This is a genomic window from Roseibium sp. AS2 (assembly GCF_038900065.1).
Taxonomy (GTDB): domain Bacteria; phylum Pseudomonadota; class Alphaproteobacteria; order Rhizobiales; family Stappiaceae; genus Roseibium.
This window is the reverse complement of the sequence record NZ_JBBMQN010000004.1, coordinates 367,182-383,752: the sequence shown is the minus strand read 5'-3', so window position 1 is coordinate 383,752 and position 16,571 is coordinate 367,182. Positions and strand designations below refer to the sequence as shown.

Annotated in this window: 18 protein-coding genes and 1 tRNA gene; 11 read left to right on the top strand and 8 right to left on the bottom strand. The window is 63.1% G+C overall.

Translation table 11 applies throughout. The features are described 5' to 3' along the window. Positions 1 to 22: 22 nt before the first annotated feature. From WNZ15_RS13790 to WNZ15_RS13775, 4 genes are all read left to right on the top strand, one after another. Positions 23 to 769 (top strand): hypothetical protein, encoded by a 747-nt coding sequence (locus WNZ15_RS13790; protein ID WP_342893559.1) that lies wholly within the window; start codon positions 23 to 25, stop codon positions 767 to 769. 169 nt (positions 770 to 938) lie between these two features. Continuing rightward, the gene (locus WNZ15_RS13785) at positions 939 to 1,721 is read left to right on the top strand and encodes a Bax inhibitor-1/YccA family protein (protein ID WP_342893558.1); all 783 of its coding nucleotides are present in this window, start codon (positions 939 to 941) and stop codon (positions 1,719 to 1,721) included. Positions 1,722 to 1,877: 156 nt separating this feature from the next. Next, positions 1,878 to 3,914: a S8 family serine peptidase gene (locus tag WNZ15_RS13780; protein ID WP_342893557.1), complete on the top strand. Its 2,037-nt coding sequence runs from the start codon at positions 1,878 to 1,880 to the stop codon at positions 3,912 to 3,914. 109 nt (positions 3,915 to 4,023) lie between these two features. Then, on the top strand, positions 4,024 to 4,677 hold the full coding sequence (locus WNZ15_RS13775) for a hypothetical protein (RefSeq protein ID WP_342893556.1): 654 nt from the start codon (positions 4,024 to 4,026) through the stop codon (positions 4,675 to 4,677). 9 nt (positions 4,678 to 4,686) lie between these two features. On the opposite strand, the gene WNZ15_RS13770 is transcribed toward WNZ15_RS13775, so the two are convergent. Next, positions 4,687 to 5,076, bottom strand: coding sequence for a DUF2794 domain-containing protein (locus WNZ15_RS13770; protein WP_342893555.1), 390 nt, complete (start codon positions 5,074 to 5,076; stop codon positions 4,687 to 4,689). A gap of 459 nt (positions 5,077 to 5,535) precedes the next feature. After that, positions 5,536 to 6,936 (bottom strand): PLP-dependent aminotransferase family protein, encoded by a 1,401-nt coding sequence (locus tag WNZ15_RS13765; RefSeq protein ID WP_342893554.1) that lies wholly within the window; start codon positions 6,934 to 6,936, stop codon positions 5,536 to 5,538. A 134-nt stretch (positions 6,937 to 7,070) separates the two neighbouring features. Here WNZ15_RS13765 and dctP point away from each other — a divergent pair, with 134 nt between their 5' ends. The 5 genes from dctP to WNZ15_RS13740 all read left to right on the top strand — a co-directional run bounded on the left by dctP (position 7,071) and on the right by WNZ15_RS13740 (position 11,935). Next, positions 7,071 to 8,099 carry a TRAP transporter substrate-binding protein DctP gene (dctP, locus tag WNZ15_RS13760; RefSeq protein ID WP_342893553.1) on the top strand — a complete coding sequence of 343 codons (1,029 nt, stop codon included), beginning with the start codon at positions 7,071 to 7,073 and terminating at the stop codon, positions 8,097 to 8,099. 93 nt (positions 8,100 to 8,192) lie between these two features. Next, positions 8,193 to 8,699 (top strand): TRAP transporter small permease subunit, encoded by a 507-nt coding sequence (locus WNZ15_RS13755; RefSeq protein ID WP_342893552.1) that lies wholly within the window; start codon positions 8,193 to 8,195, stop codon positions 8,697 to 8,699. Beyond that, a complete protein-coding gene (locus WNZ15_RS13750) occupies positions 8,696 to 10,009 on the top strand; it encodes a TRAP transporter large permease subunit (protein ID WP_342893551.1) in 1,314 nt (437 codons plus the stop codon). The genes WNZ15_RS13755 and WNZ15_RS13750 overlap by 4 nt, the downstream gene beginning before the upstream one ends. A gap of 15 nt (positions 10,010 to 10,024) precedes the next feature. After that, positions 10,025 to 11,302, top strand: a complete 1,278-nt coding sequence (locus tag WNZ15_RS13745) for a hydroxymethylglutaryl-CoA reductase, degradative (protein ID WP_342893550.1) — start codon at positions 10,025 to 10,027, stop codon at positions 11,300 to 11,302. A gap of 96 nt (positions 11,303 to 11,398) precedes the next feature. Next, positions 11,399 to 11,935 (top strand): GNAT family N-acetyltransferase, encoded by a 537-nt coding sequence (locus WNZ15_RS13740; RefSeq protein WP_342893549.1) that lies wholly within the window; start codon positions 11,399 to 11,401, stop codon positions 11,933 to 11,935. A gap of 31 nt (positions 11,936 to 11,966) precedes the next feature. Here the strand turns inward: WNZ15_RS13740 and WNZ15_RS13735 are convergent, their stop codons facing one another. Further along, positions 11,967 to 12,575 carry a hypothetical protein gene (locus tag WNZ15_RS13735; protein ID WP_342893548.1) on the bottom strand — a complete coding sequence of 203 codons (609 nt, stop codon included), beginning with the start codon at positions 12,573 to 12,575 and terminating at the stop codon, positions 11,967 to 11,969. A gap of 134 nt (positions 12,576 to 12,709) precedes the next feature. On the opposite strand from WNZ15_RS13735, the gene ppa reads away from it, so the two are divergent. Then, positions 12,710 to 13,249 carry an inorganic diphosphatase gene (gene ppa, locus WNZ15_RS13730; RefSeq protein ID WP_342893547.1) on the top strand — a complete coding sequence of 180 codons (540 nt, stop codon included), beginning with the start codon at positions 12,710 to 12,712 and terminating at the stop codon, positions 13,247 to 13,249. Between the two features lie 76 nt (positions 13,250 to 13,325). On the opposite strand, the gene WNZ15_RS13725 is transcribed toward ppa, so the two are convergent. The 5 genes from WNZ15_RS13725 to WNZ15_RS13705 form a co-directional block, all read right to left on the bottom strand. Next, positions 13,326 to 13,760, bottom strand: a complete 435-nt coding sequence (locus tag WNZ15_RS13725; protein WP_342893546.1) for a metallopeptidase family protein — start codon at positions 13,758 to 13,760, stop codon at positions 13,326 to 13,328. A gap of 64 nt (positions 13,761 to 13,824) precedes the next feature. Further along, the gene (locus tag WNZ15_RS13720) at positions 13,825 to 14,079 is read right to left on the bottom strand and encodes a hypothetical protein (RefSeq protein ID WP_342893545.1); all 255 of its coding nucleotides are present in this window, start codon (positions 14,077 to 14,079) and stop codon (positions 13,825 to 13,827) included. Next, on the bottom strand, positions 14,076 to 14,600 hold the full coding sequence (locus WNZ15_RS13715; RefSeq protein ID WP_342893544.1) for a disulfide bond formation protein B: 525 nt from the start codon (positions 14,598 to 14,600) through the stop codon (positions 14,076 to 14,078). The genes WNZ15_RS13720 and WNZ15_RS13715 overlap by 4 nt, the downstream gene beginning before the upstream one ends. A 14-nt stretch (positions 14,601 to 14,614) precedes the next feature. Next, complete coding sequence (locus WNZ15_RS13710) at positions 14,615 to 15,193, bottom strand: YqaA family protein (protein ID WP_342893543.1); 579 nt, start codon at positions 15,191 to 15,193, stop codon at positions 14,615 to 14,617. Between the two features lie 266 nt (positions 15,194 to 15,459). Further along, a tRNA-Leu gene (locus WNZ15_RS13705) sits at positions 15,460 to 15,544 on the bottom strand. A 322-nt stretch (positions 15,545 to 15,866) separates the two neighbouring features. On the opposite strand from WNZ15_RS13705, the gene WNZ15_RS13700 reads away from it, so the two are divergent. After that, positions 15,867 to 16,409, top strand: a complete 543-nt coding sequence (locus tag WNZ15_RS13700; RefSeq protein ID WP_342893542.1) for a cupin domain-containing protein — start codon at positions 15,867 to 15,869, stop codon at positions 16,407 to 16,409. Positions 16,410 to 16,571 lie beyond the last annotated feature (162 nt).

Sequence of the window (16,571 nt, the reverse complement as noted above, 5' to 3'; positions counted from 1 at the left end):
TGAAATTTTTTACGGAAGCCGATTGAAAGTCATATTGAAAGCCGCCGTGCTCGCAGCAGTCGTGAGCGTGCCGGTTGCGACAACGGCAACTGCCGAAAGCCCGTTCCACACGGGTGTCTGGCAGCTTGACACTCCGGAAGGTTCGCGTGGCCTGGTGGTCAGCGACTGGCTGGTCTTCGAGGATGGCCTGCCCAAGCGCTGGCTTTATCGCCGTGCCGGCACCAATGATGCCAATCAGTTCGACTTCTTCACCCGCACCATCGGCGACAGCGGCTACACGCCGGTCGGCATAAGGGTCTATCGCACCGGCGAAAACTCGATGAAATACACACTTGCGCCAAAAGGCGGCGAGCCGGTCGAGGTCACCGCGGAACGCCTGTCCATCCCGAACTTCACCAATTCCTGCCTCTCCGTCGAGAAGAAGGGCAAGCGCTTCTTCGGCAATTGGGCCGGCACCTCCGGATCCAAGCTGAAGAAACTGAATGTCCGGAAGAACCGGATCACCATCGACGGCGAAGCCCGCAATACCACGATCGAGGAAGTGCGCGTCGGCCGCATGGGCATCATGGAGGACGGCAAACCTGTCGCTTTTCTGACCGATGCAGGCGGCGACTATGCGGTTCTGCAGTGGTTCAAGCCGGGTGTGACCGTCGAGCAGATGCGCGACAAGGACAAGGAAATCCTGGATTTCGCGTCCGAGGAGATCGTCCGCAATCCGGGCGGCACCTGCGACCGGCAGATCGCATCGCGCCTCAAGGCCATGAAATAATCGCCCATTTGCGATCATATTGGCATAAGATGCCGTCAAAAGCGGAAAGATAACGAATTTTTCAGAATTTCCGTCTTGAGCTTGCAACAGCAATTTCCCATATGTTGAGGGAGTTGTGCTGCCTGTGACAACACGGGCACACGTCGAATAAAAGGGGAATACCACGACCATGTCGACCTTTGACCGTCAATCCCAAGGCACTTATGCGGGTGCCGGCACACGCGCCGAGGCCGGCATCGATCAGGGCCTGCGCGCCTACATGCTGGGCGTCTACAACCATATGGCCATCGGCCTCGCGCTGACAGGCTTTCTTGCGCTGGCGACCTCGATGCTGGCCACCACAACCGATCCGAGCCTGGCCGTCGCCAGCCTGGGCAACGGCAAGATGCTGACCCAGCTTGGCGCGACGCTCTATGGCAGCCCGCTGAAATGGCTCGTCATGCTGGCACCGCTCGGCATGGTGATGTGGCTGTCCTTCCGGATCCAGTCCATGAGCGCGAGCTCGGCCCGGATCATGTTCCTGGTCTATTCGGCCGTCATGGGGATTTCCCTGTCGTCGATCTTCCTCGTCTACACGGGCGGATCGATCGCACGCGTCTTCTTCATCACGGCGGCGTCCTTCGGTGCCCTGAGCCTGTTCGGCTACACCACCAAGAAGGACCTGTCCGGCTGGGGCTCCTTCCTGTTCATGGGCCTGATCGGCATCGTCCTCGCCTCGATCGTGAACATCTTCATGGCATCGTCCGCCCTGCAGTTCGCGATCTCCGTGATCGGCGTTCTGGTGTTCGCCGGCCTGACGGCCTACGACACCCAGCAGATCAAGGAAATGTACTATGAAGGCGACAGCGCCGAGGTAGCCACCAAGAAGTCCGTGATGGGCGCCCTGCGGCTCTACCTCGACTTCATCAACATGTTCCTGATGCTGCTGCAGCTGTTCGGCAACCGCGAGTAATCCGGCAGTTCCGGACCATGCGAGACATTGGACATGCGAGACATTGGAAAGGCCCGGCATTCGCCGGGCCTTTTTTTGCCTGCCCGCAAAGGGCTGCTTTGACTGAAAGCACAATTTCCGGTTAGCATCGCGAATTGTCAATTTTACGGTCCCCCCATGCGCCATACCAAGTTCCGCCCGGCAGCCATCCTGCCAGCAATTGTCTGCCTTTTGCCCGGGTCCGGTCTCGCGGATGAATTTTCCAATCAGTATGGCCTCGGGCTGATCGGCGCCCAGGCGGCCTTCCAGGCCGGCTACACCGGCAAGAACGCAAGTGTCGGCATTGTCGATACCGGCATAACGCCGGACCATACCGATCTGTCTCCCAACCTGAGCGGTTATTCCCTGGACGGATACACCCAGGATCCCGTCACCGACGATCCGAACGGCCACGGCACCCACGTCTCCGGCATTATCGGTGCGGCCTCCAACGGCACCGGCATGATGGGTGTGGCTCCGGACGCGAAGCTGACCGCCCTCACCATCTTCGACGAGGACGGCAGCGCGGACGACGATGAGCTGGAGGTCGTCGTTCCTCGGGTTTACAGCTACGGCCTCGACAACGGCATCGAGTTCTTCAACAACTCCTGGGGAGGCGACGTCGTCGACCCGGAAGACGACGAGGACATTGCCGAGGGCCGTGCCTACATCCGCGAAAACATGCCGAACCAGCTGGGCGCCTTCCGGGATGCGGCCAACCGCGGCGCGGTCCTTGTCTGGGCCACGGGAAACGACGGGGACACCAATCCGGGCCTGGAAGCGCAACTGCCGCTCTATTTCTCCGAACTGACGTCAAGCTGGCTCGCCGTGACCGCAGTCGGCCGCGACGGCAAGATCACCGACTATGCGAACTGGTGCGGCGTGGCCGCGAACTGGTGCATGGCCGCGCCTGGCGGCGGTGACGACGAAGACGAAGACGGGATCTATTCCACAGCCACCGACGGCGGCTACGTCCGGTATTCCGGAACCTCCATGGCCGCGCCCCATGTCACCGGTGCCCTCGCCCTGGCCCGGGAGATGTACCCGAATGCCTCGGCGGCCGAACTCGCCGAACTTGTGCTGCAGACCTCAACCGATATCGGCGCCAGCGGAATAGACGGGGTCTATGGCTGGGGCCTCTTGAATGTCGGCAATCTTGTGGCCACGAAACAGGCCACGACAGCCGCTTTTCCGGCCCAGGCCGTCTGGGCCCGGATGGACATTCTCAACCAGCTCATCGCCGTGACCCGGCGCGGCCAGGATCTGGCGGGATCCGGTGCCGGCAACAGCGTCATGGTCTCCACACATGGCGGGAACAAGGGGCAGGCGTCCGGCAGGAGGATCGTCATTCAGCCGATCATGACCGCCAGCCGGCTTTCGGGAGACGGGTCCGGCAGCGACGCCGAGTCGTGGTCGGGAGGCGTCTTCGGCAGCATGGAACTGCTGCGAACCGACACCACGACGTTTGGGACCGGTCTCGGTTTCACCGGCTCCAGGATCAAGTCGGGCAGCGACCGCGCCGATGTCACGGGATATCACCTGACGGTTTTCGGCACTTACGACGACGACCGTTATTTCGCGGATGCGGCCGCCGGCTTCAGCGTGTTCCGCACCAATCAGACGCGCAAGGACATTTCAGGCACGGGCGGCACGGTCCTCGGTGGGTCCGGCCTTACCGCCAGCAGTGAAAGCACCGACCTCGGCGGCTGGCTGGCCATGCGCGCCGGGTCCAGCTTCGACACGCGCGCCGGAGCGCTCCGGCCCTATCTGCATGGCCGCGTCGTGCATCAATGGATGGGCGCCTACGACGAGAGCGGTGCCGGCGTGTTCGACCTCTCCGCCCCGGCCGGCAATTTCACCGAAACAACGATCGGCCCGGGGCTCAACATGCGCCCGCGTGCCGCCGACCTCGCCTTCGCCACGGTTCACGCCCAATTCGACATCGCCTATGCCCGCGCCATCGGTCCGGACCAGTACAGCCGCGAAGTCCGGCTGCTCGGCTCTGACCTGACGGGCACGACCGCCGAGATCGGCCGGAACATCGCCTTCGTCGGAGCCGGCATGGAGTTTGATTTCAAGGAGTCCGGGCTGAAGAGCTCGATCGGCTATTCCGGAGCCTTTCGCGAAAACGCCGACAGCCACCTGGTCAACCTCAAGCTGTCGTTGAAGTTCTGAGCGCGGCCGGCAACCCCTGGCGGTTCACACATTCCCCCGCTCGGCTTCGATCACGCCTTCGGGGGCGACAGACGGTCAGCCTCCTTGATTTGAAAGCGCTCCGGAGCCGATGAGCGACACGCAGAAACCAGTCCGGGACATTACCACCCTGACGGCGCGGGTCCAGGAAGGAGCCCGGCACCGGGACAGTGTCTTCGTTGCCGTCAGCGGCTTCGCGGGGGCAGGAAAAACCACCCTGTGCCGGTCGTTGATGCAGGCGCTTGCAGGCAAGGCGTGCCATTTCGAGTGCGACCGGTTTTCCAGCCTCGGCTTCAAGGACCGCGAAAGGCGCATCGCGGAGCAGACCGGCGACGGCGGCAGGGCAGGCACCGCGGAAAACCCTCAGCACTGGTACGACTGGAACGAGATTGAAAAAGCGCTGAGCGCGCTGCGCAGGGAAAGGCGTCTGGAATTCAACCGTGCCTGGAACCCCGATTCCGGAGAACTCGACGCCTGTTACACGCTGGACCTCGGGGACAGCCGGCCGGCCGTCGTTCTGTGCGACGGCATCTTCCTGTTGCATGAGGCCGTCAGAAGCTGGTTCGACGCAACGATTTTCGTCGACTGCCCGGAACCGCTCAGGCGCGCCCGCGGCCTGCGCCGCACGCAGGACCCGGACCGGCGAGACTACATGAACCGACTGGAGCGGATCCATTGCGAGCCCTACTTCCGGGAATTCTCGCCATCCGCCAACATCGTCTACAATCCGTCCGGCACCGCATGAAACCCAGCCCTAGGCGGGGACGACACGAAGGTGTTTCTTTTTCTCGAGCACCTTGAGAACCTGGCCGAGGTCGTGGCCCCGCTTCAGGATCACGCCGCCGGTGGCAACGACCGAATAGGCCCCCTGGCGCCGGGCCAGTTTCGGATCCTTCTCGATCCGGTAAAGCGGCATTTCGGAGGACCTGCGGAACACCGAGAAAACCGCCCGGTCCTTCAGAAGGTCGATCGCATAGTCGCGCCATTCGCCGTCGGCCACCATGAGGCCGTAGAGCCTCAGGATCGTATTGAGTTCACGCCGGTCGAAGGCGACCACAGGTTTGGAAGGGGGAGCCGGCTGGGCCTGCGGCATCGGGATGGATCCCGTGCCGCGCTTGAACGCGCTGTCATCGGCTTCGCTCATTCCGCCTCCATTCCGTTTGCGGTTTCGCAGCGGTGAGGGAATCGCGCCGGGCACGGCCTGTCACCTGGCTGTCATCTTGCGTTGCCTTGGGGTCGGATGGCAAGTCCGCAAAGCCGCGAAGGCCTCTTCAGGCCGCAATGCCGGTAATTTTACGAGGGAATTTCCGGAGGAAAACGTACAAAAACGACGTTACGGCACTTTGCCCAGAAAGAAAGAAGAAATTTCCTTGTTTTTGCCTCATTCCAGCCCTTGGCGAGCCATTTTGACCACCCATATTCAGATCATACCCTGATGGGTAGGACAAGCGGAAGCTGCGGAATGCATTAGCCCCCCAGCCCCCCGGAGTTTTCGCCGGTCCACCAGATTTAACTGAGTCAAACATCAGGGCAACTGAAGGGCCGGCGACAAGCCGGCCCTTTTCATTTGACGGCCTCCGTCAGGGCGCCCGCCCCGATCCCGTCATCTCGCCCTTTTCAGGAAATCGTCGAGAAATCCGAGGAACCTCGGGTCTGTGCCATAGGCCGCGTTGACCCGCATGGCCGCCCGCCGGCGGGTTTTGCGGTTCGGATAGAAAACCGAGCCCGGCGAAATGAAGATGCTCGCCCGGCTGGCTTCCGCGCACAATTCCTGTTCGTCGATCTCGCCGGGAAATTCGGCCCACAGATAAAATCCCGGTACGGAACTCTCCATCAGGGAAAGCCCCAGGGCTTCCAGACTGCCGAAAGCCGCCTTGTAGGCCTCCTCGACCCGCCCCCTGAGACGCCTGAGGTGACGCAGGTAATGCCCCGCCTGGATGAGATTGAAGACAAACCGTTCAACATGCTCGGACGAATTGACCTGCGTGATCATCTTGATGTCCGCCAGGCGCCGGATGATCTCCGGCGAGCCGGCCACATAGCCGCATCTCAGACTTGCCGACAACGTCTTTGAAAAGCTGCCCAGATAAAGAACCCGGCTCAACTCGTTGAGCGCGGCAAGCCGCGGCAGCGTCGACGGCAGGATGTCGGACAGGGCATCGTTTTCCACCAGCAGAATGCCCCAGCGTTCGGCCAGTTGCATCAGCCCGAACGACCGTGACGGCGACAGCGAACCCCCGGTCGGATTGTGGCCGTGCGACTGGGTGAAGAACATCTTCGGCCGATGGACCGCGAGTTTCGCCGCGAGATCGTCCAGGTCCGGGCCATCCCTGTCCCGCCGGATGCCGACGATATTGAGCTTCGCGAACGTGAGCTTGGAAAACAGCGGATAATAGCCCGGTTCGTCGACGAAGACCGTGTCTCCCGGCTCGGTCAGGTGACGGATGATCAGGTCCAGCCCGTGGTTGACGCCGTTGGTCAGAAGCAGGCCGTCCGGCTGCACCGGGATCGAGCGCTCGAGCAACTGTATCCTCAGACGGTCGCGCAACGGACCGAACCCCCAGAAACTGCCGTAACCGAACTGGATTTCTTCCGGATAGGGAACCTTGGCAACCGCAAAATGCCGCCTGAGTTCGGAGCCTTCCATCCAGAAGGGCGGGGGGCGGCCGTCCCCCGGGCGCACCTCGTAATGCTTTTCCAGTTGTTCACGCAGCAGGGAAATACCGTCGACGGCGGCGGCAACATGAGGTGCCGACGGGGCCGGTGTGTCCGGCCTGACCTGGGAGATGTAATAGCCCGATCCGGGCCGCGCTTCGAGCAGACCGCGCGCCACCAGCCGGTCGTAAGCCTCCGCCATGGTGTTTTTCGAGACGCCGTGTGCGCGGGCGCCGTGACGAACGGAGGGCAGCCGCTCAAAGGCCTTGTAGGCACCCGCCTCCAGCATCAGCGTCACCTTTTCCACAATCTCGTCGACGCGCGTGAGACGCCGTTTGCCGTCGCTCATAGGGTTGTCCCCCCGTTTTCACTGGGACAGTGACTTGAATTTTCCACCCAACCGTCCCTTGATTGTCCCACTACTTTTCATGACAGTTTGCGCCATTAGTCAAGAAAGCAAATGTCTGAACGGGAGGAAAAACAATGGCAGTAAACAGACGCGGGCTCCTTGCGGGTCTTGTCATGGGTGGGGTTGCACTGGCCGCACCGGTCGCGGCACAGGCTCAGGATGCCGTGGAATGGCGCATGCAGGCGCTTTGGGACGCGGGCACCACACCGTATGAATACGAAAAGAAATTCGTCGAGCGCGTCAGCGAACTGACGGACGGCAAATTCGACATCAAGCTGTTTTCCGCCGGACAGCTTGTCCCGGCCAACCAGGCTTTCGACGCCGTGCGCGCCGGTGCCTTCGAGATGATGAAGACCTTCGACGGCTACGAAGCCGGCAAGATCCCGGCCTTCGCCTTCACGTCTACGGTCCCCTTCGGCTTCCCCGATTCCGACCAGTATGAAGCCTGGTTCTATGAACTCGGCGGACTGGACCTCGCCCGCGAAGCCTATGCCAAGGCCGGTCTCTTCTACATCGCGCCGTCGGTCTATGGCGAAGAACCCATCCACTCCACGGTCAGGATGGAAACCATCGCGGACATGGCCGGCAAGAAAGGCCGTTTCGTCGGACTGGCCTCCGCCGTCATGGGAGACATGGACGTCGCCGTCACGCCCATGGCGACCGGTGAGGTCTACACGGCGCTTGAAAAAGGCCTGATCGATTTTGCCGACCGGGGCGATCTGACAGCCAACTACGAGGCCGGTCTGGCCGAGGTTGCCAAGTTCATCATCCTGCCCGGCGTGCACCAGCCGACCACCGCGACCAGCTATGTCGCCAATCAGGCAGCCTATGCGGCGCTTCCGGACGCCTACAAGGCGGCCCTCGCCGTTGCGGCACGGGAAGTGTCCGGCGCGCTGCGCCAGCACATCCTGGTCCAGAACGTCGAAGTTCTTGAGAAGTATCAGGACGAGGGCGTCGAGATCATCACCCTCGATCCGGCGGACGTGGCCGCCAATCGCCAGAAGGCCGTGGAAGCCTGGAAAAAGGCGACCAAGGACGACGACCTGGCAACCCGCGTCCTCAACAGCCAGGTTGACTTCATGACGTCTCTGGGTCTGCTCTAGGATCTCGTTCGATCTTCCTCCCGCCGGCTGGCGGCCGGTGCTTCGGCACCGGCCGCCAGCTGTGTGCCCCAGCCTTCCCGCGGTCACGATGTCATGAATTCGATCTGCTCCCTCGTCACCGGCCTCAACCGGGTCCTTTTCCTTGTGGCCGCCGCACTCATCTTCGCCGTGGTGCCGATGCTGCTCTTCGAGGTTGTCGCCCGCTATGCCTTTGACGCCCCGACGGTCTGGGCGATGGAGGCAAGCACGCTTGTCTTCGGCCCCCATTTCATGCTGGCCGGTCCGTACCTGCTGCATCTGAAGGGCCATGTGGCCGTCGACATATTCAGTGACAAGTTGCACGGACGAGCGAAAGCTGTCTCGGACGTGTTCACCTATCTTGTCGTCGCCGTATTTGCCGGTGTGTTCGCGGTGGTCAGCTGGCCGCTGGCGATCAATGCCTACGGCATGGGCGAAACCAGCTTTTCCGCCTGGAACCCGCCGATCTGGTGGCTGAAATTCATTGTGCCATTCGCCTTCGCGATGCTGTTCGCCCAGGCCGTCGTGGAAATCCTTCGCACGGTTTTTCCCGCTGAAAACACCATCGGAGCGGACGCATGAGCTCCGAATTCGTTCTTTTCATCATGTTCTCCGGCCTGATCGGCCTGCTGCTGACGGGCGTGCCGCTTGCCTTCACGCTCGGCGCGCTGGCCCTCGTCTTCACATTGCTGCTGTGGGGCCCGGCCGCCCTGACCGTGACCGTCCTCAATCTCTATTCCACCATGACGTCGGAATCACTGCTCGCGATCCCGCTCTACGTCATGATGGCAAGCACCCTGCAGAGATCCGGCGTCATCGAAAGTCTTTACCGGGCGATGGAACTGTGGTCGCGGCGCCTGCCGGGCGGACTGGCTGTGGGCACCATCGTCATCTGCACCATTATCGCTGCCATGACCGGCATCGTCGGCGCCGCCGTGGCCGCCATGGGCATGCTTGCCCTGCCCTCGATGCTCAAGCGCAACTACAGTCCGGAACTCGCCATCGGCACGATCTGCGCCGGCGGAACCCTCGGCATCCTCATTCCCCCGTCCGTGATCACCATTGTCTACGCGGTCACGGCCCAGGCCTCCATCGGCCAGATGTTCATCGCCGGCGTCGTGCCCGGACTGCTGCTGGCGTCCCTTTATATCGGCTACATCGTCCTGCGCGCGGCCCTCAACCCCGCCGTCGCGCCACGGCCGGACGACAGCGAAGCCGCCACCTGGGACGAACGCATCGCCGCGCTGAAATCGCTAGTGCTGCCCCTCATCATCATCGTCGGCGTTCTCGGCACCATCTACATGGGCATCGCCACACCGACCGAGGCCGCAGCGGTCGGCGTGTTCCTCGCGTTCCTGTCCGCGCTGGTCGAGCGCCGTCTCGGTTGGGAACTCGTGTCCGGGGTGGCTCTGGACGTGGTCAAGGTCACGGCGATGATCCTCTGGATCACGATCGGCGCCCGGGCGTTCGTGGCGATCTTCACCGGCACCGGCGGTGCCGATTTCCTGCTGACCTTCATCCAGACCCTCGACGCCAGCCCCTGGGTCGTGCTGATGGTGATGCTGGGCATGCTGTTTCTTCTGGGCATGTTCCTCGACGAGATCGGCATCATTCTCTTGTGCGTTCCGGTGTTTCTGCCGGTGATCGACTTCCTGGACTTCGACCGGCTCTGGTTCGGCGTCCTGTTCCTGGTCTCCGCACAGATGGCCTACATCTCGCCCCCCTTCGGCTACACGCTTTTCTACATGAAGGGAGTGCTGCCCTCCGGAATCGGCATGGGCACCGTCTACCGTGCCATTGTTCCCTTCATCCTCCTCCAGGCCCTGGGCATCCTGATCTGCGCACTGTTCCCGCAGATCGTGCTCTGGCTTCCCAATTCCATGATCAACTGAACCGCAGGACATCCGATGAGCGACGTCACCTCGTCCCGAATTGAAGGCTTTCACAAAATGTCTCCGGAGGCCCGGCTGCAGGCCGTGGCCCGGCAGGCCGGACTGGACAATGAAGCCGTCGCCGGCCTCGCCGATGCGGCCTCCGGACAGATCGACCTGGCCGACCGTCTGATCGAGAACGCCATCTCCAGCATGGCCATCCCGGTCGGCATCGCCACCAACATCACCGTGGACGGACGGGACGTTCTGGTGCCGATGGCAACCGAGGAATCCTCGGTCATCGCGGCGGTCTGCAATTCCGCCAAGCGCTGCCGCTCCACCGGCGGCTTCCGCACCTCGACCAGCGGCCCGGTGATGGCCGCGCAGATCCAGCTTCTGGGCGCCGACGATCCGGAAAACGTCCGCATGAAGGTGCTGGAGCGTATCGGGGACATCCGGACGATCTGCGATGCCACCGATCCGCTTCTGGTGAAATTCGGCGGTGGCTTCCGCGATCTCGACATCCGCGTCATCGGCACACCGGAAGGGCCGATGACCGTGGTGCACATCATTGTCGACACCCGGGACGCCATGGGCGCCAATGCGGTCAACAGCATGGCCGAGGCACTGGCCCCGAAACTGGAGGAATGGACCGGCGCCCGCAGCCTGTTGCGCATCCTGACCAATCTGGCCGACCGCCGCCTGGCCCGCGTACGCGCGGTCTGGCCGGTTGACGAGATCGGCGGAGACCGGGTGCGCGACGACATGCTGTCGGCGTATCATTTCGCCGATAGCGACCCCTACCGCGCGGCCACCCACAACAAGGGCATCATGAACGGCATCAGCGCCGTCGTGCTGGCGACGGGCAACGACACCCGCGCGATCGAAGCCGGAGCCCATGCCTTCACCGTCCGGGACGGCCGCTACCGCTCCATGACCCGCTGGGAGAAGGATGGCGACGGCAACCTCGTCGGCATTCTGGAGATGCCGATGGCGGTCGGTCTCATCGGCGGCGCCACGAAAATCCATCCGACGGCACAGGCCAACCTGAAGATCCTCGGTGTGACCACCGCCGACGAACTGGCCCGCATCATCGTCTCGGTCGGCCTCGCCCAGAATTTCGGCGCCATGCGCGCTCTGGCGACAACCGGCATTCAGAAGGGCCACATGGCCCTGCACGCCCAGAACGTGGCCATGATGGTCGGCGCCGCCGGCCCGGAAATCGACAGGGTCGCGGAAGAACTCAAGGCGCGCGGCATGGTCCGCCAGGACGTCGCCGAGGAGATCCTTGCGCGCCTGCGCGCGGACGGCTGACCCGCCCGTTCTCGCCAGATTTCCGGAGACACGTCCGGCCGCGCGCCGTTTTCCGGCGACAGCCTCAAGATTGCCCCTTTTTCATTCGGGCTCTTGATGTATCCTTTTTTGACGATGACCACGGACCTGATCGATCTCCGCGCGGCCCGGACCGCGGATTGCGATGCCCTTGCCGGCATTCACAGCGAAGCCTGGCTGGGTGCCTATCGGGGTGTTCTGCACGGCGTCGACCTGCAGAAAATGGTATCGCGCCGGGGCACGGACTGGTGGCACGGCGCGCTCGCCCGCGGCGTCGACATCCGGATCCTCACCATCGCCGACGTGCCCGCCGGCTATGCCACCAGCGGTCCCTGCCGGCTCGCCGACACCGGCATGGAAGGCGAGATCTACGAGCTGTACCTGAAACCGGAATATCAGGGCCTGGGCTTCGGCCGCACCCTGTTCGACCATGTCCGGGCCTCCCTTGCCAGCAGGAACATGTCCGGCCTCGCCGTCCAGGTGCTCAGCGACAACCAGCCCGCCCGCGCCTTCTACAAGGCCGTCGGCGGCCGGCTGTCGGCGAAATCCTGGTACCGGCCCGGCGGCCGCCGGCTGGAACTGTCGATCTACACCTGGCCAGCGAAGCCCGCCTGATCAGACAGGTTCCTATCAATTGCGGTTGGTATCACCACTGGAGAATGCCGGGTTGTCCCAGGATCCGCGGCGGCTCGGCACAGTCGAACGTGCCTGCCAGCGTATCGGCGGCCTGACGTGCCATGACATTGGCATTGCTGTTGGCCTGGGCATCGACCCGCGCGATCTGGCAGGTGCCGCCACCGGGTTTCAACTGGGTCACGATCAGGACGCTGCCGGTGCTGGCGCCGTCGTCCAGGCTCGGGAACCAGCGCAGGATCGTGGCAACCGGCGTTCCGCCGTCAAGGCGCCACTCGAGGGTCTCGTTGACGGTGTTGAAATTCGGCAATGTCTGCCCGGCCGCCGGTTCGTCCGCGGCGAACGGGCCGAAGGAGATGAACATGCGCAGGTCGCCCTCGGCGACGTAAACCGCCTGCCCCTGGTACCCGGGGCACTCCCAGGCGCCGCCGAAGGTGCCTTCCTCGGAAGCGGTTTCGATCTGGGCGCAGGCCTCAAGCCGGATCTTGGTGTAGGCGCTGTCCGCGCCTGCCGCGCGGGCTTGCGGCAGGGATCCCGCCAGCGCCAGAATGAACAGCATCAGCATGAAGGGAACCGTTGCCGGCGGAAAAACCCGTTTCAGACCACATGTCAGCCGTGTCATGATTGCACCTCCACACCAGGTTCAGCGATCGGATCAAGCCACGTTAATCAATTAGGTGCAATGCAAAATTAAAGGCTTGAACTTCCCCGGCGGGATTGCGATAGACGCAGCAGCGATCAACAGGAGTTTTCCCGATGCGTATCGACGCCGTGCCGATTGGCAAGAACCCGCCCGAAGACATCAACGTCATCATCGAGGTGTCTGTCGGCGGCGAACCCATCAAATACGAGATGGATAAGGAAGCCGGTGCGATGTATGTCGACCGTTTCCTCTATACCCCGATGCGCTATCCGGGCAACTACGGTTTCGTTCCGCACACCCTGTGCGGCGACGGCGACCCGATTGACGTTGTCGTGGTCAACCAGCGCCCGATCGTCCCCGGCGCGATCATGAGCTGCCGCCCGATCGGCGTGCTCCTGATGGAAGACGAATCCGGCCAGGACGAGAAGATCATCGCCGTTCCGTCCCACAAGCTGTCCAAGCGCTACGACGACATCAACGACATCAGCGACCTCCCGGACATCACCATGGCCCAGGTGAAGCATTTCTTTGAGCATTACAAGGATCTGGAACCGGGCAAATGGGTCAAGATCACCGGGATCGAAGGCGTGGAAACCGCCAAGAGGCTGATCACGGAATCGATCGACCGCGCACAAGCGGAAGCCGCGGAGTAAAGCTCCCCTGCGAGAGTCGCTCCTGAGATCGACAACGCGCCCTGTTGCGGGAGGGACACGCCCTCCCCGCAGGCCATCACCTGTCGGCGGCGGCCTCGATGCGTTCCATGTCCTGGTCCGACAGGCCGAAATGATGGCCGATTTCGTGAATGAGGACATGGGCGACCACATCGCCCAGCGATTCGTCCATGGCTGCCCAATAGTCCAGGATCGGCCGGCGGAACAGCCAGATCCGGTTGGGCATCTGGCCTGAGATCCGGGTCTCCTCGCCCTCGCTCAGGCCTTCGCCCTCGAACAGGCCGAGAAGGTCGTGCGGGTCGTCGATGGCAAGCGCATCCAGAACGTCGTCGGGCGCATAGTCGGCCAGGCTGATCTGCAAGTGACCGCAGCGCAGCAAAAGATCGTCCGGAAGCCCGGCCAGGACTTCACTGGCCATGGCCTCGAAATCTTCCAGTTCGGGTGCCTTGCGTTCGGTCCAGCCACTTCGGCTGACCGGCCGGACGGATGCCATATGGGGTCCCCTGACGCTTCTTCAATTGCCTGTCTGACCGGCCGATCCCACCGGGGATCGCCGCCTACAGGTAGGTGACGATAAGGTAGATCACCAGTCCGATTGCGAATATCACGCCAAGGCTCCGGCCGATGCGTGTTCCAAGAACCTCGATCCGGTCGTCCTCGTCCTTGTCCCCGGCGCTCAGATGGCTCCGGGCCCGGTCGGCCATGCGCACGAAGGTCGAGCCGGCGATGGTCTCGCTTTCGGCCTCGACCCTGTCGAGCGCGTGGAGCGCGTCCCGGCGCTGCTTGTCCTTTGGATGTTCAGGCGTGCTCATGCCTCCACACTGGCCTTGTTGCCGCTCCGTTTCAACAGCAAAGCCGCCAGGAGCGCGAGCACGGCAAGGCCCGCGGAGGCAACCGCGTTCCAGCCGGCGAACGACAGACCCATCAGCCGCCAGCTTGCCTCCGTGCAACTGACGATACGGGTCGCCTGCAGGGTCTTGAGCATGTCGGCCGCCGAACTGGGCGCCGCGCTGCCGCCGCCACAGTCGTTCGGCCCGTCCCAGAGCGCCCATTCGGCGCCCGCCTGGTAGATGCCCAGACCAGACCCATAGGCGAACACCGCCGCGACCAGCAGCAGCGCGAGCACGGCCAGGCCGGTCCGGCCCCGAACCATCAGCAAAAGCGCCAAGGCGGCCAGCGGCAGTCCGGCATAATAGGGGATGCGCTGTTCGAGGCAGAGCTTGCACGGCACGAAGCCGCCGATCAGCTGAAAGCCCCAGGCCGTCGCGATCGCCGCCAGTCCGCCAAGCAGCAGCAGCCCGGTCGCATAACGTGCCATGGTTTCAGATTTCATGATGCCCTCGTCGATCACAGGAACTTCAGCGCGGCGAAGCCGCCGACCAGCAACACCACGAACAGCGTGAACATGAGACCGAGACGCTTTTCGATGAAATCGCGGATGGGCGGGCCGAACAGGTAAAGCAGGCCGGAAACCGCGAAGAACCGGATCCCGCGCGACACGATGCTGGCCGCGATGAACACCGGCAGGCTCAGCCCGAGCGCACCGGAGGCAATCGTGATCACCTTGTAGGGAAACGGCGTCAGTCCCGCGATGAAGACGAACCACCAGCCGTACTGGTGATAGATCTCCTTGAACTCCTCGACGAAGCCCATCTTGCCGTAGAAGGTCAGGATCGGCACGGCCACCTGCTCGAACAGGAACATGCCGATCAGGTATCCAAGGATACCGCCCAGGACCGAGGTCACGGTGCACAGCAGCGCATACCACCAAGCCCTGTCGCGCCGGGCGATCACCATCGGGATCAGCAGGATGTCCGGCGGCAGCGGAAATACCGAGCTTTCGACAAAGGACACCGACCCCAGCGCGACAGGCGCACGCGGTCCGGCGGCAAGGGACAGGGTCCAGTCATAAAGGCGTCTGATCATGCCGCTTCCCATAGCGGGTCAGGCGGGAAATGTCATCCGGGGAAATGGACACGTTCGCGGGAATTCCATCGCCTGCGCGACCAACGGGGCGGCAATACAAGAAAAGCCGCGTCAAATAGCCGGCAGGAAGTAACGCGAGGAGAACCGCGCTCAAGTAGGATGATAGGCCGGTGGTGCAAGGATGCCCCGCGCTCAAGTAGCCGGCAGGCGGTAGCGCAAGGAAAGCCGCGCTCAGGTAGCCCGAAGGGCGGTAGCGCAGGGAAAAATGGTGCCCCCCGCCGGAATCGAACCGGCACTTCCGAAGAAACGGGATTTTGAATCCCGCGCGTCTACCAATTCCGCCAGAGGGGCCCGGAGAGGGTGCCTATCATGGCGTCCGGCGGGATGCAAGCGGTTCGGGGCGGGTCCGGGCAGGCGACCGGGACGGGGTGCCCGAAGGCGTCCGCACGGGGTGCTGCGCGGGCCCTGCGCGGGCAACCAACCGGGGCGGATCGCAGACGGCCGCTGGAGCAGAGAAACCGCGAATTTTAAGATCTGTATTTACCGCCGGTTCACCGTAACTTTAACAATCGGCCGACTTCGGCCCCGGTTGGCCCCGCGCGTCCCCCGCGCTTAAGACTGTTTCAACCGCGTGCCCGCAAGGATGTTTCCCGACTGGAGGACGGGAGAAAACATGCCACAGGTCAAAAAGTCGAATTTTCCGGGATCGGACCTTGCCGGGCGCATCGCGCCGGAGGGGCTGGCCTCGAAACTGGGGTTCCAGTCAAATGCCGAGGCAACCGTGCGAACCGGAGCCGAGGTGTTCACCCTGGACCGGATGCCCGTGAGCGACCTGGCGCCGGCGCCGATCCGGCCGGAATGGATCCTGGAAGGCTCCCCCCGGGCGATGTGCAGGCAGCTGTCCGGACTGAGCGACCGCCGCGGCGACGTCTGCCACTGGTCGTGCACCGCCGGCCGGTTCCGCTGGCATTACGCCATGGACGAAGCGGTGATGTTCCTGGAAGGCCGGGTCGAGATCACCGATCACAACGGCAACACCTATGTCGGCGAACCGGGCGTCAACCTGTTCTTTCCCGCCGGCACCGTGGCCGAATGGCACGTGCCGGTCTACATCCGGAAAATTGCCTTCAATCACAACCCGGTGCCGCGTTATTTTCGCCTCGCCGCCCGCATTGCCGACAAGACCCGCACCGTGATTTCCCGGCTGCGGAAGTAGCGGCTTTGGCGGGCGCCATCGCCTCCCGAAAAGCGCCGGTTCGTGCTACCGGACAGGTGAGACCTGCGCCGCACGGAAATCCAGGATAACCTTGAAGGTGCGAACAGGTCAGGCACAATCGCGATTGTTTAGACAGCGAACAAAAGCGCAAATTGTGCGCTT

Coding starts and splice junctions, on each gene's coding strand:
- WNZ15_RS13785 (WP_342893558.1), top strand. CDS start 939: ATGTCGACCTTTGACCGTCAATCCCAAGGCACTTATGCGGGTGCCGGC.
- WNZ15_RS13780 (WP_342893557.1), top strand. CDS start 1,878: ATGCGCCATACCAAGTTCCGCCCGGCAGCCATCCTGCCAGCAATTGTC.
- WNZ15_RS13775 (WP_342893556.1), top strand. CDS start 4,024: ATGAGCGACACGCAGAAACCAGTCCGGGACATTACCACCCTGACGGCG.
- WNZ15_RS13770 (WP_342893555.1), bottom strand. CDS start 5,076: ATGAGCGAAGCCGATGACAGCGCGTTCAAGCGCGGCACGGGATCCATC.
- WNZ15_RS13765 (WP_342893554.1), bottom strand. CDS start 6,936: ATGAGCGACGGCAAACGGCGTCTCACGCGCGTCGACGAGATTGTGGAA.
- dctP (WP_342893553.1), top strand. CDS start 7,071: ATGGCAGTAAACAGACGCGGGCTCCTTGCGGGTCTTGTCATGGGTGGG.
- WNZ15_RS13755 (WP_342893552.1), top strand. CDS start 8,193: ATGAATTCGATCTGCTCCCTCGTCACCGGCCTCAACCGGGTCCTTTTC.
- WNZ15_RS13750 (WP_342893551.1), top strand. CDS start 8,696: ATGAGCTCCGAATTCGTTCTTTTCATCATGTTCTCCGGCCTGATCGGC.
- WNZ15_RS13745 (WP_342893550.1), top strand. CDS start 10,025: ATGAGCGACGTCACCTCGTCCCGAATTGAAGGCTTTCACAAAATGTCT.
- WNZ15_RS13740 (WP_342893549.1), top strand. CDS start 11,399: ATGTATCCTTTTTTGACGATGACCACGGACCTGATCGATCTCCGCGCG.
- WNZ15_RS13735 (WP_342893548.1), bottom strand. CDS start 12,575: ATGACACGGCTGACATGTGGTCTGAAACGGGTTTTTCCGCCGGCAACG.
- ppa (WP_342893547.1), top strand. CDS start 12,710: ATGCGTATCGACGCCGTGCCGATTGGCAAGAACCCGCCCGAAGACATC.
- WNZ15_RS13725 (WP_342893546.1), bottom strand. CDS start 13,760: ATGGCATCCGTCCGGCCGGTCAGCCGAAGTGGCTGGACCGAACGCAAG.
- WNZ15_RS13720 (WP_342893545.1), bottom strand. CDS start 14,079: ATGAGCACGCCTGAACATCCAAAGGACAAGCAGCGCCGGGACGCGCTC.
- WNZ15_RS13715 (WP_342893544.1), bottom strand. CDS start 14,600: ATGAAATCTGAAACCATGGCACGTTATGCGACCGGGCTGCTGCTGCTT.
- WNZ15_RS13710 (WP_342893543.1), bottom strand. CDS start 15,193: ATGATCAGACGCCTTTATGACTGGACCCTGTCCCTTGCCGCCGGACCG.
- WNZ15_RS13700 (WP_342893542.1), top strand. CDS start 15,867: ATGCCACAGGTCAAAAAGTCGAATTTTCCGGGATCGGACCTTGCCGGG.